We start from the raw sequence: 12,712 nt of genomic DNA, 5'->3' as shown, positions 1-12,712 counted from the left end.
GGGGTCGTGACTTGCACCACCGAGGGCCGCATCTGCCGCCCTTTTCACATCGGTGCCCGCTCTTGTGCGCGGTCCCGGCCCATTAATGCAAAAACCGCGCTCCATCGGGAACGCGGCTTTGCCAGATACGCATGGCGCTTCGCTGACTGAACACTTGGCGAAACTTACGGGCTCCGGGACGCGAGACCTGATCCGGAGCGCCGGGCGGTTGCGATAGGCCGCCTCGCACTCCGTTCTACAGGGACATCGTTACCGGGTGGTTATCGATAGTTTAAGCAAATCTAAATTTCCGATGTTTCTTGCCGGAAACCGAAAGCCCCTCGAGTTCGAGGCTGAAAGCGCGTCGCGCCTGAAGGGCAGGCTTTTGGGCGACATGCGTTACGCCGGGGTGCCGCGCAGGAAATTTATGATGCCGGAGAAGTCGGCAGCGGCATGCCCCTGGGCGTTGAACAGCGCATAAAGCTGGGCGGCCTCGGCGCCCAGCGGCGTCACCGCACCGGCGCTTTGCGCGGCTTCCTGCGACAGTTTCAGGTCTTTCAGCATCAGTGCCGCGGCAAACCCCGGCCTGTAGCCATTGTTGGCCGGCGATGTCGGCACCGGACCAGGGACCGGGCAGTAGGTGGTCAGCGACCAGCACTGGCCCGACGAGTTCGAGGCGACGTCGAACAGCGCCTGGTGCGACAGGCCGAGCTTTTCCGCCAGAACGAAGGCTTCGGCGACGCCGATCATCGAAATGCCCAAGATCATGTTGTTGCAGATCTTTGCCGCCTGTCCGGCGCCGTCATCACCGCAATGGACGATACGGCCGGCCATCGGCTTGAGGATTGGTTCGGCCTTGGCAAAAGCTTCCTTCGAGCCGCCGGCCATGAAGGTCAGCGTGCCGGCGGTGGCGCCGCCGGTGCCGCCGGAAACCGGCGCGTCGATCGACAGCAGCTTGTGTCTGGCGGCAATTGCGTGGGCTTTTCGTGCCGATTCGACGTCGATGGTCGAGGAATCGATGAACAGCGCGCCTTTTTTCGCCTTTGGCACGATGTCTTCATAGACCGACAGAACGTGTTTGCCGGCCGGCAGCATGGTGATGACCACGTCGGCCTCCTTCACCGCGGCAACGGCATTGGCCATGACGACGACCCCATGCTCCTTGGCGTTAGCGAGATTTTCCGGGATCAGGTCGAATCCGTGAACGGCATATCCAGCCTTGACGAGATTGGCTGCCATCGGATTGCCCATATTGCCGAGGCCGATGAAGGCGATGGTGGTCATGATGGCACTCCGTGGTTTGGGTAAGGCAGCAGTTAGGCAGTAGGGCAGTCGGGCAGTAGGGCAGTAGGGCAGTAGGGCAGTAGGGCAGTAGGGCAGTAGGGCAGTAGGGCAGTAGGGCAGTAGGGCAGCCTATTCGGGCGCTAGTTGCTTATAAGTTGCGAAGCATTTTCCTATGCCTAGGTCGCATGAGATAGAGCTTGATCATGCGCCAGATATCTCCCCTGCTGCCATACAATAAGGTCCTTGTAAGAATTGATCCTGCCGGTCACTACTACTGCCCTACTGCCCTACTGCCCTACTGCCCTACTGCCGCCCGATCAGCGCGCGTGCGATGATGACGCGCATGATCTCGTTGGTGCCTTCGAGAATCTGGTGAACGCGCAAATCCCGCACCAGCTTCTCGATGCCGTAATCGTGCAGATAGCCATAGCCGCCATGCAGTTGCAGCGCGTCGTTGGCAACGTTGAAGCCGACGTCGGTGACGAAGCGCTTCGCCATCGCCGACCATTTCGAGGCGTCCGGGGCCTTGCGGTCGAGCTTCGAGGCAGCGGCGTAAAGGAATATCCGTGCTGCCTGCAACTCGGTCTCCATGTCGGCCAGCTTGAATTGCAGCGCCTGGAACTGGTTGATCTTGGCTCCGAAGGCCTTGCGTTCGGCGGTGTAGGACAGCGCCTTGTCGAGCGCCGATTGCGCCCCGCCCAGCGAACAGGCGGCGATGTTGAGCCGGCCGCCGTCGAGCCCGGCCATGGCGATGCCGAAGCCGGCGCCTTCGTCCGAGAGCAGGTTTTCAACCGGCACCTTGCAGTCCTCGAAGACGACCTGGCGGGTCGACTGCATGTGCCAGCCCATCTTGTGCTCGTTGGCGCCGAAAGACAGGCCGGGCGCATCTTTCGGCACGACGAAGGTCGAAATGCCCTTCGGACCGTCGGCGCCGGTGCGCGCCATGACGATGTAGAGGTCGCTGTCGCCGGCGCCCGAAATGAACTGTTTGACGCCGTTCAGCACATAGTCGCCACCGCTCCTCACCGCGCGCGTCTTCAGCGCCGCGGCATCCGATCCCGAACCCGGCTCGGTCAGGCAATAGCTCGCCAGCCATTCCATCGAGGTCAGCTTCGGCAGGAAGTGCTGGCGCTGCTCGTCGCTGCCGAAGCGGTCGATCATCGAAGCCACCATGTTGTGGATCGAGATGAAGGAGGAGAAGGCCGGATCGGCGCGCGAAAGCGCCTCGAAGATCAGCACCGCGTCGAGCCGGCCGAGCGCCGAGCCGCCGACATCGTCACCGACAAAGATGCCGCCAAGCCCGAGCGGGCCAGTCTCGCGGATCACGTCCGCCGGAAAATGCTTGTTGCGGTCCCAGTCGAGCGCGTTCGGCGCAACGCGATCGGCAGCGAAGGCCTCGGCCATTTGCTGGATGGCGCGCTGGTCCTCGTTGAGTTCGAACTGGCTGGTGCCCGCATCGACAGCGGCGTCCATGGCGTGCTCCGTAATGTCTTCGGCCTCTTGGCCTGTCGTTTTTGGCTTTGCGCGCGGTTCAATCTAGACCAATGATGCCGCCGCGCAAGCCGACCATCTCCATTCCACCATCTGGGGGCGGCTGTATGAGAATGCGTGTCTGGAGCAGGGCGTGACGACAAATTTCGATGAGCTGCTTGAACGGTTCCACGCCACGCTCGAAACATTCGATGATGCGCTGGTGCGCGATGCGGTGGCCCGGATCGGCTGGGCCATGCCGGCGCGTCCGCTCGAGCCGCGTCCGCTTGCCTGCCTGCGCCAGCTCGACCGCATCGTCGAGCTCGCTCCGGCCAACGCCCAGCCGTTGGCGCGGCTGCTTGCGGAGCGTCGCGGCGAGCTGCGCTGGGGGCAGACCTACAGCGAGGCGGATCTCGGCAAGACATTCATCGACAAGTACGGCTGGCTGGAGGTCTTCGGCATGCGCGGCCATTTCGTCAACGACGAGGCCGCGGCCGGCTTGCTGATCCTCGGACCTGAAATCGTCTATCCCGACCACCATCATGTCGCCGAGGAGATCTACATTCCGCTGACCGGCGGCACCGAATGGCGCATGGACGAAGACGACTTTCGCAAGCGAGAGGCGGGTGAGGTGATCCACCATGCCTCTGATGTCACCCATGCCATGCGCACCGGCAAGGAGCCTCTGCTGGCGCTCTACATCTGGCGCGGCGGACCACTGGCCGCGAAATCCACGATCACCGGCAGCGTTTCACAGGGCAGGAATTAATGGCGGCCAAGGCGATCATGCTGCAGGGCACAGGCTCCGATGTCGGCAAGACGGTGCTGGTCGCGGGCCTCTGCCGCGTGGCGAAAAAGCGTGGGCTGAAGGTGCGGCCGTTCAAGCCGCAGAACATGTCGAACAACGCCGCCGTCGCCAATATACCGGGCGACAGACGCGGCGGCGAGATCGGCCGCGCCCAATGGCTGCAGGCGATCGCCTGTGGCGTTGCGCCCACCGTCCATATGAACCCGGTGCTGCTCAAGCCGCAGACCGATATCGGCGCCCAAGTGGTGGTGCAGGGCAAGGTGTTCGGCGAGGCGCGGGCACGCGACTACCAAGCGCTGAAAGCCCGGCTGATGGATGCCGTGCTCGACTCCTGGGCCAAGGTCGGCGAGGGTGCCGATCTCGTCATCGTCGAAGGTGCCGGCTCGCCGGCCGAGATCAATCTCAGGAGCCGCGACATTGCCAATATGGGCTTTGCGACGCGCGCCAACGTGCCGGTGATCCTGGTCGGCGACATCGACCGCGGCGGCGTCATCGCCTCGGTCGCCGGCACCCATCTGATCCTGCCGGAAGAGGACCGGCGCATGATCGTCGGCTATCTCATCAACAAGTTCCGCGGGGATGTCTCGCTGTTCGATGACGGCATCAAGGCGATCGAGAGCTTCACCGGCTGGCGCTGTTTTGGCGTCGTGCCGTGGCTGAAGGCGGCGGCGCGGCTGCCCTCGGAAGATTCGGTTGTGCTCGAACGCCTGGCGTCCGGCGAGAAGCGCGCGCTGAAGGTGGCCGTGCCGACGCTTTCGCGCATCGCCAATTTCGACGACCTCGACCCGCTCAAGGCCGAGCCGCAGGTCGAGGTCGTCTTCGTGCCGCCCGGCCAGCATTTGCCGGCCGACGCTGGGCTGGTGGTCATTCCGGGCTCGAAGTCGACGATTGGCGATCTGCTAAGATTCCGCGAGAATGGCTGGGACCGCGACCTTGTCGCCCACCGCAAGCGCGGCGGCCACGTCGTCGGCATCTGCGGCGGCTTCCAGATGCTCGGCCGTGTCGTGCGCGATCCCGACGGCATCGAGGGCAGCGCCACCGAGACCGAGGGGCTCGGCCTGCTCGACGTCGAAACGGTGATGCAACCGGAAAAGACGGTGCGCAATGTCAGCGCGCGTTCGGTCCAGTTCGACCTGCCGCTCGAGGGCTACGAGATCCATCTCGGCCGCACCACCGGTCCCGACACGCTGCGGCCGTCCGCCGTCATCAACGGCGCCGATGACGGCGCCGTCTCCGCCGACGGCAAGGTGTCGGGGACCTATCTGCACGGGCTGTTTTCCGCCGACGCTTTTCGGGCGAAATTCCTGGAAAATCTCGGCGTCAAAGGCGGCGGCATCGATTATCGCGCCGAGGTCGAACGGGCATTGGACGAGGTCGCAGCCGAACTGGAAACCCACCTCGACTGCGACGCCATCTTTGGTCTGGCGCGTTAGCTGGCGGGCTCACCGGCCTTTGGCCAATAGGTGCCGAACGACCAGACATTGCCTTCCGGATCGCGGCAGATGAACTCGCGGCTGCCATAGTCGCGGTCGGTGAGCTCTTCCAGTATTTCGGCGCCGGCCTTCTTGGCTCTGGCATAAGCGGCATCGGCATCGTCGACGGCAACATAGATCGATCTGCCGCCACCCGGGCCAGGCGCACCGACCATCTGGCCAAACTTGTCGTCGCGTGCAGTGCCCAGCATGATCATCGAAGAGCCGAAAGTCAGTTCGGCGTGTTGGACGATGTCGCCTTCGCCGTAGCGGGCACGAACGGCAAAGCCGAAGGCTTCACCCAGCCAGTCGATCATTTTCGCGGCATTGCGGTAGCGCAAGGTCGGATAGAGCCTGGGCGGTTCGACTGACATGGTCATGGCGATCTCCTTCAATTGGATTGGACGATAATCCAGTCTGGGCGAAGGCTTTTCCCACGTCTTGAAGAAATGTTACCTGCGCCTCTATGCCTGGGCGGCCAGCGCCGTCGGCGTTTCGCCGGCAAGGTCGCAGAATTCGCGCACCAGATGCGCCTGGTCGGCATAGCCGCAATCGGCGGCGATATCAGCCCAATCGGATTTGCCCTGCCTTGACAGGCCGAGCGCCCGGTTGAAGCGGACGATGCGCGACAGCGTCTTGGGGCCGACGCCGATCGCGTTGGAGAATTTTCCCGCGAGATGCTTGCGGCTCCAGCCCAGCCTGTCGGCGAGCGATGCGACGCGAATGCGGCCACCCGAGACGATGATCCGGTCATAGGCCCAGGCGATTTCGGCCCGCATTTCGCGGGCGTCGGTCAGCCGCGCGGCGACGAACGTCTCGACGATGGCAAAACGTGCGCTCCAGCCGTGCGCATTGCCAAGTCTTTCGCGCAGCGCGATGCCTTCGATCCCGAGCACATCGTCGAGGCCGACCATGCGGTCGGTCAGTTCGCTCATCGCAAGGCCGAAGAAGCGTCGGGCGCCGAGCGGGGTGAAATTGACCTGGATGCAGCAGGCGCCGCCGCGGGATTCGATCACCACCGGACCGGCATAGAGGCCGGCGGCGAAACTGGCGAAGCGGTCGTTGTCGCCCGGCTCCTTGCCGAGCCCGATGGCGAAGGGTTCGGCAAAGCTGATGACCAGCGGCACGGTCAGCGATGCGTATTCGACGTTGCGGAAACGGCCGGGCATGGTTTCGCGGTAGCCGCAGATGTCAGTGACTGAACCCTGGAGCCAAGGGCCAGGCGCACGCCGAACCATCTCGAACCGGTCGAGGCCAGGACTGTGCTGGTTGCTGCCGTCTTCGCTCTGGGCAGACATGAGCTTTCCTCCGCCCGCGGATGGTAGCAGACCAACCCTCAGAATCAAAAGTGCTCGGCTTGTGGCCGGGCGCTCCGAGTTGCCTGAGAGATCTGAGGGCTTAAGCGCCGCGAACCAGGCAGCCGCCGGCAAGCACGACATAAGCGATGAGGACGATCCACACCGCGGCCAGGGGAATGAACGCAAAAACGCCGAGAGCGGCGAGAAGACCGATGATGGCGATAACAAGGGATATGATGAAAATAAGCTGCGTAGGCGCACTGAGATTCATGTGTGGCTCCTCCGACATGATTCGTACAACCGCATCCTATCAGGCGCCCCGTTCACACACCAATCAGCGTGCGCAGCGGGTTCGCTGGATCGGCCGGTAGCTTGATGGAATGGCCAGAAACGATGCGGTGCAGGGCTATCTTAGCTGCGAATCCGAGGCTGCCGCTCTACGATGTACCCCCACCCCTAACCCCTCCCCACAAGGGGGAGGGAGACTTCCGTTGGCGCTGACTTTGGTAAATGGCCTCCCTCTCGGCGCAAAAGCGGGAGTTAAGCGCGGCAGCGTTCCCTCCCCCTTGTGGGGAGGGTTAGGGTGGGGGTCCCCCTTCGCAAGAATCCAAACGCGATTGCCCTGCCGTATAGTGATGGGAGAAGTGGTGGTGAAGCGATTGCCCCTGTCGAACCACAGCCGACCATTTGCGCAAGGCCGATTCCGCGCTACCTATTTGCAACGAATCGGAAAGGGGTCGCTGATGGCATTCGCATTGCTGGAGCAGATACGCTCGATCTTCGACGGCGACCCCGGCGTGCGCAAGGTCGCGGACGATCCGGTGCTGTCGGCGGAACTGCTGATGCTGTTTCGCATGATCTTGGCCGACGGCACGGTCAACGAGAGTGAAATGGCCGCCTTCAGGCGCATCTGCCGGGAAGCCTTCGGCATTCCGGAAGCCAGCATCGACAGCGTCATCGAGTATCTCAACGAGTTCGGCTACGAGACCAACGGCTCGCAAGCCATCGCGCAGTTCCGTGACCTCGACGTCGAGAGGCGCAGCCTGCTTGCCCGCCATATGGCCGAGATCGCCAAGGCCGATTCGCAACTTGCCGGGACAGAGATGCAGCTCTTGCGCCGCACCCTCGACTTGCTCGACATCAGCCCGGCCGATGTGGTGAAGGCCGAAGAGTAAGCCTCTCCCGACGGTCGGCTGTTCACCCCTGTTCCTGTAACCGCCGGGCAATCGCGCGGTGCAGATCCGGGGCCGCAGCGACCAGCGCCTTGGCGGCTTCGGACTGCGGATGGTCGAGAACCGCGCTCGTCCTGCCGCGCTCGACGATCTTGCCGGCATGCATGATCATCACTTGGTCGGTAATGGCGCGGGCAACGGTCAGATCGTGGGTGATGAACAGATAGGCAACGCCGAGCTTCTGGTTGAGCTCGGCGAACAGATCGAGAATCTGGGCGCGGATCGAGACGTCGAGCGCCGAGACCGGCTCGTCGGCGACGACCAGCTTGGGGCGGGTGATGATGGCGCGGGCGATCGACAGGCGCTGGCGCTGGCCGCCTGAAAATTCGTGCGGATATTTGTCCATGTCGCGTGGACCAAGGCCGACCTCGTGCAAGGCCTTTGCCACCATCTCGCGCCGCTCTGCATTCGTCGGCCTTTTGTCCAGGACATGCAGTGGCTCGGCGACCAGTTTTTCCACCTTCTGGCGCGGATCGAAGGAGCCGTATGGGTCCTGGAACACCACCTGCATGTCGCGGCGCGCCGGCTTGAGCTCCGCCTCGCTCTTGTCGGTGATGACTTCGCCGCGAAACCGGATCGTTCCCGATGTCGGCCCGTCCAGCGCCAGGACCATGCGGGCAAGCGTGGACTTGCCGCAACCGGAACGCCCGACCAGCGCCACAGACTGCCCAGGATCGATCGAGAACGAGACATCGTCGACGGCGCGGGTCGGAACCGCGCGCTTCAGCAGCGATTTGCGCCGTCCCGGATAGTCCCGCGTCACGCTTTCTACCTGAAGAAGAGGTTTGGCCTGGAGCATGGGGTTGTCTTGGCCGACCTCGTTTGTCCTGGCACGCGCCGGCACATGCATCGAGGCCTGCGCAAGTTGTCTTGTGTAGGGATGAAGCTGCTCGGATAGGGTGCGGGCCGTGTCGCCGGCCGCCATCACTTCGCCGTGGCGCAGGATGGTGATGCGCTCCGCCATTTCGGTCACCACCGCGAGGTCATGCGAGATCAACAGCAGACCCATGCGGTTTTCTGAAACCAGGTCACGCAACAGGTCGAGGATCTGCGCCTGCAGCACGACGTCGAGCGCCGTCGTCGGCTCGTCGGCGATCAGCAGTTTTGGTTTCAGCGCGCAGGCAATGGCGATGACGACGCGCTGGCGCTGGCCGCCGGAAAGCTCGTGCGGATAGCGCGACAGCGGAAATTGCGCTGCGGGCAAGCCGACCCGGTCGAGCATTTTTCGAGCGCGGTCCTCGGCGTCGGCGCGGCTTGCCCTGGTGTGCCAGCGGATGCCTTCGGCGACCTGCTCGCCAATGGTCTTGACCGGATTTAGCGCCGTCATCGGTTCCTGGAAAACCATGCCGATATCATCGCCGCGCAGCGCGCACATCTGGTCTTCGCTGGCAGCGAGGATGTCGATGCCGTCGAAGACGACGCGCCCGCTGGCGCGCGCCGCCCAGGGCAGAAGCCGCATCACCGTCAATGCCGTGATCGACTTGCCCGAGCCGGATTCGCCGACCAGCCCCATCACCTCGCCGGGCGCGACGGCGAGCTCGACATCCCTCAGGATCGGCGTGTCGCCGATCGTCAGCGACAATTTCTCGATTTCGAGCAGGCTCATCGCTGCCGCCGCGATTTTGGGTCGAGGATGTCGGCAATACCGTCACCGAGCAGGTTCAGTCCAAGCACGGTGACGACGATCGCCATGCCTGGAAAGATCGCCATCCACGGCGCCATCCCCATGCGCGTCTGGGCATCGAACAGCATCCGCCCCCAGCTCGGCATCGGCGGCTGTGTGCCGAGCCCGACATAGGAAAGCCCGGCTTCGGCCAGGATGCCGAGCGCGAACTGGATGGTGCCTTGCACCAGGAGCAAAGTAACGATGTTGGGCAGCACGTGTTCAATGGTGATCAGTGCTTTGCCTTTTCCGGCGGCACGCGCGGCGAGGATGAATTCGCGCGGCCAGATCGCCAGCGCGCCGGCCCGGGCGACGCGGGCGAAGACCGGGATGTTGAAAATGCCGATGGCGACGATGGCGTTGAGCGCGCCCGGGCCGAAGATGGCGGTGATCATGATCGCCGACAGCAGGGCAGGGAAGGCGAAGACGAGATCGTTCAGCCGCATCACCGCCTCGTCGACGACGCCGCCGCGCGCCGCGGCAAGGGCGCCGAGCGGCACGCCAACGCCCATGCCGATACCGACCGCCACCAGCGCCACCGCGATCGAATTGCGGGCGCCGACCATGATCATGGAAAAAATGTCGCGGCCGAAATGATCGGTGCCGAACCAGTGCGCCGGCGAGGGTGCCTGGGTCTTGTCGGCGATGATCAGCCTGGTGACGTCAAAAGGCGTCCAGAAGAACGAGACGATGGCGACCGCCGCCACAAGTGCAGTGATGACGAAGCCGGTGAGGAACGAGCGGTTGGTGAAAGCCTTGACGAGGATGTCGGCAAAATTTTCCTCGGGGATGTCGAAGCGCAGCGTCATTGGCGGCTTCTCAGCCGCGGATCGACGACCGCATAGGAGAGATCGACAAGCAGGTTGACGGCGATGACGGCGGCGACCAGCAGCATGACGACGCTTTCGACGACGATCAGGTCGCGCTGGGTGATCGCCTGGAACACCAGCCGGCCGAGGCCGGGGAGATAAAAGACGTTCTCGATGATGATGGTGCCGGCGAGCAGGAAGGCGAACTGCAGGCCGAGAATGGTCAGCACCGGGATCATTGCGTTGCGCAGCGCGTGCCGCCACAGCACCGCGCGATAGGGCAGACCCTTGGCGCGGGCAGTGCGGATATAGTCCTCGTTCAGCACTTCGATCAGCGCCGAGCGGGTGACTCGGGCGAGGATCGCCGCTTGCGGCAGAGCGAGCGCGATCGCCGGCAGGACCAGCGATTTCAGCGCCGGCCAGACGCCGGCGCTCCATCCCGGAAAGCCGCCGGCCGGCACCAGCCGCAGCCAGACGGCAAACAGGTAGATCAGCATCAGCGCAAACCAGAAGTTCGGCACGGCAACACCAAGCTGGGCGGCGCCCATCGCGATCGTGTCGCCGGCCCGCCCGTGCCGGCCGGCGGAAAACAGCCCGACCGGAATGGCGATGATGGTGGACAGCGCCAGCGCGATCAGGGCCAGCGGCAGCGAGACCACGATGCGCTCGCGGACCAGGTCGATGACTGGCACCGAATAGGTGTAGGAACGGCCGAAATCGAGGCTCAGCAAGCCGCCGGCCCAGTGCAGATAGCGCGCGGCGAGCGGCGCGTTGAGGCCCATCTGGTTGCGCAGCAACTCGACCTGGTCGGCGCTGGCATTCATGCCCAACATCAGCCGCGCCGGGTCGCCGGGAATGATCTCCAGCACGGCGAAGACCACCATCGAGGCCAGGACCAGCGTGATGAGCGCGATGGCAAGACGCTTGAGGAGATAGGCGGTCATGGGGGGAGGACCGCAGGTCCGTTCAGCACGGCAACTGGATGAAGGTTGCGTTCCCGCCAACCCCCCTCTGTCCTGCCGGACATCTCCCCCTCAAGGGGGGAGATTAAGCCCTCATTGATGCTTTCGCTAATCATCAGCGTTGCAGGGCTAGCACCGGCATGGCAACTGCCAATCTCCCCCCTTGAGGGGGAGATGTCCGGCAGGACAGAGGGGGGTGCCACCGGCTGCAAGCTTCGCCCCTTTGGCCAGCAGCCCCTCACTCCGTCCACTTCACCTTGGTCAAATCATTGGCCTGGATCGGCGCATTTGCCCAAAAACCCTCGAGCTTGGCGTCCCAGACGCCGACTTTCGGCAGTTCGTAGAGGAAGCCGACCACGGCATCGTCGGCCAGTATCTTCTGCGCCTCGCCGAGCAGCGTCATGCGCTTGGCCTCATCGGAGGTGAGGTTCAGATCGGCGATGATCTTGTCGAAGGTCGGGTTGTCGTAGTTGAAGTAATAATCCTTGCGCGAATAGATATCGATGTCGTTGGGTTCGGTATGTGAAACGATGGTCAGGTCGTAGTCCTTCTTGGTGAAGACCTGGTCCAGCCACTGCGCCCATTCCACCGGCACGATCTGCAGATCGATGCCGACATCGCGAAGCTGCGACGCGATGATCTCGCCGCCAAGTCGCGCATAGGGGGGTGGTGGCAGTTTCAGCGTCGCCTTGAAGCCGTTCTCCAGGCCGGCTTCCTTCAAGAGTTCCCTGGCCTTCTCGACATTGTGCGGATAGAGACCGGTGAGGTCGACATAGGCCTTGTTGGCGGGCGACATGTGCGAGCCGATCGGCACGCCAAGGCCGGCCGAGGCGCCGTCGATGATCGCTTTGCGGTCGAGCGCAAACGAAATCGCCTGCCTGACCTGCAGCCGGTCGAAAGGCGGCTTCTTGTTGTTCATCGAAAGGATGGTCTCACCCTCGGTCGCGCCGATCACCACCTTGAAGCGCGGGTCGCCCTGGATCTGGGCGACGCTGTCGGGATCGAAGAACGGGAAGGCCTGAACATCGCCGGAAAGCAGCGCCGGAACGGCGGCTGCGGCATCCGTGACGATGCGGAACTCGGCCTTGTCGAGGGAGACCGGGGCACCCCAGTAAGCGTCGGACCTGATCAGCGTGATCGACGAGCCCTTGGCCCAGTTCTGGAACTTGAACGGGCCGGTGCCGACAGGGGTTTCCTTGTTGGTGTCGGCTGTCTCCGGCGCGACGATGACCGCGTCGCCCCAGCCCATATTGTAGAGGAACGAACTTTGCGGGTTCTTCAGCGTGATCCTGACCGTCGCCGGATCGACCATTTCGACCGTATCGATGGCGGCGAACAGGCCCTTTTGTGCGTTCACGGAGTTGTCGGCACGGGCGCGATCGAGCGAGAATTTGACGTCGTCGGCATTGAAGTCGGTGCCGTCATGGAATTTCACACCGCTATGCAGCTTGAAGGTGTAGACCTTGCCGTCGTCGGAAACGGTCCAGCTTTCGGCGAGAGCCGGCAGCACCTCGCCGTTCGGGCCAATGCGGGTCAGCCCCTCGAACACATTGGCGTAAAGCACCTCGTCGATCGCCGCCGCAGCACCTGCGGTCGGATCGAGATGCGGAGGTTCGAGCGTGATGCCGATGACCAGATCGCGCGCGGCAAATGCCGATGTTTCGGCAGACAGCACCAGGGCCGCAGCGGTGAGAATGGTTTTCCACAATTTCATCGTGCAACTCCCGATATGCTC

The 12,712-nt window shown here is 63.5% G+C and carries 12 protein-coding genes; 3 read left to right on the top strand and 9 right to left on the bottom strand.

Going from position 1 to position 12,712, the window contains the following annotated elements; all coding sequences use genetic code 11:
* Window positions 1-378: 378 nt before the first annotated feature.
* Both mmsB and AC0L3D_RS23090 read right to left on the bottom strand, forming a co-directional pair.
* The gene (gene mmsB, locus AC0L3D_RS23095; protein ID WP_128173830.1) at window positions 379-1,263 is read right to left on the bottom strand and encodes a 3-hydroxyisobutyrate dehydrogenase; all 885 of its coding nucleotides are present in this window, start codon (window positions 1,261-1,263) and stop codon (window positions 379-381) included.
* A gap of 303 nt (window positions 1,264-1,566) precedes the next feature.
* Entirely contained in the window at window positions 1,567-2,736 is a 1,170-nt protein-coding gene (locus AC0L3D_RS23090) for an isobutyryl-CoA dehydrogenase (RefSeq protein WP_473645906.1), read from the bottom strand.
* Window positions 2,737-2,887: 151 nt separating this feature from the next.
* Between AC0L3D_RS23090 and AC0L3D_RS23085 the strand changes: the two genes are divergently transcribed.
* Together AC0L3D_RS23085 and AC0L3D_RS23080 are read left to right on the top strand one after the other, a co-directional pair.
* Entirely contained in the window at window positions 2,888-3,502 is a 615-nt protein-coding gene (locus tag AC0L3D_RS23085) for a dimethylsulfonioproprionate lyase family protein (RefSeq protein ID WP_473627278.1), read from the top strand.
* Window positions 3,502-4,974 (top strand): cobyric acid synthase, encoded by a 1,473-nt coding sequence (locus tag AC0L3D_RS23080; protein WP_473627280.1) that lies wholly within the window; start codon window positions 3,502-3,504, stop codon window positions 4,972-4,974. The genes AC0L3D_RS23085 and AC0L3D_RS23080 overlap by 1 nt, the downstream gene beginning before the upstream one ends.
* Here the strand turns inward: AC0L3D_RS23080 and AC0L3D_RS23075 are convergent.
* The 3 genes from AC0L3D_RS23075 to AC0L3D_RS23065 form a co-directional block, all read right to left on the bottom strand.
* On the bottom strand, window positions 4,971-5,393 hold the full coding sequence (locus tag AC0L3D_RS23075) for a VOC family protein (protein ID WP_473627281.1): 423 nt from the start codon (window positions 5,391-5,393) through the stop codon (window positions 4,971-4,973). The two genes, AC0L3D_RS23080 and AC0L3D_RS23075, sit on opposite strands and share 4 nt — an antisense overlap.
* A gap of 84 nt (window positions 5,394-5,477) precedes the next feature.
* Entirely contained in the window at window positions 5,478-6,311 is an 834-nt protein-coding gene (locus AC0L3D_RS23070; RefSeq protein WP_473645904.1) for a helix-turn-helix domain-containing protein, read from the bottom strand.
* Window positions 6,312-6,411: 100 nt separating this feature from the next.
* On the bottom strand, window positions 6,412-6,582 hold the full coding sequence (locus tag AC0L3D_RS23065) for a hypothetical protein (protein WP_023798964.1): 171 nt from the start codon (window positions 6,580-6,582) through the stop codon (window positions 6,412-6,414).
* A 472-nt stretch (window positions 6,583-7,054) separates the two neighbouring features.
* Here AC0L3D_RS23065 and AC0L3D_RS23060 point away from each other — a divergent pair, with 472 nt between their 5' ends.
* A complete protein-coding gene (locus AC0L3D_RS23060) occupies window positions 7,055-7,486 on the top strand; it encodes a TerB family tellurite resistance protein (RefSeq protein WP_023802995.1) in 432 nt (143 codons plus the stop codon).
* A gap of 22 nt (window positions 7,487-7,508) precedes the next feature.
* Here AC0L3D_RS23060 and AC0L3D_RS23055 read toward each other — a convergent pair whose 3' ends face one another.
* From AC0L3D_RS23055 to AC0L3D_RS23040, 4 genes are all read right to left on the bottom strand, one after another.
* A complete protein-coding gene (locus AC0L3D_RS23055; protein ID WP_473627283.1) occupies window positions 7,509-9,149 on the bottom strand; it encodes an ABC transporter ATP-binding protein in 1,641 nt (546 codons plus the stop codon).
* Window positions 9,146-10,015 (bottom strand): ABC transporter permease, encoded by an 870-nt coding sequence (locus AC0L3D_RS23050; RefSeq protein ID WP_091598282.1) that lies wholly within the window; start codon window positions 10,013-10,015, stop codon window positions 9,146-9,148. Before AC0L3D_RS23050 ends, AC0L3D_RS23055 begins: the two co-directional genes overlap by 4 nt.
* Window positions 10,012-10,959, bottom strand: coding sequence for an ABC transporter permease (locus AC0L3D_RS23045; protein WP_128176797.1), 948 nt, complete (start codon window positions 10,957-10,959; stop codon window positions 10,012-10,014). Before AC0L3D_RS23045 ends, AC0L3D_RS23050 begins: the two co-directional genes overlap by 4 nt.
* A 256-nt stretch (window positions 10,960-11,215) precedes the next feature.
* The gene (locus tag AC0L3D_RS23040; protein WP_473645902.1) at window positions 11,216-12,691 is read right to left on the bottom strand and encodes an ABC transporter substrate-binding protein; all 1,476 of its coding nucleotides are present in this window, start codon (window positions 12,689-12,691) and stop codon (window positions 11,216-11,218) included.
* Window positions 12,692-12,712: the final 21 nt, after the last annotated feature.

It is taken from the genome of Mesorhizobium sp. WSM4837 (assembly GCF_055811435.1).
This window is presented reverse-complemented; position numbering and strand designations above follow the sequence as displayed.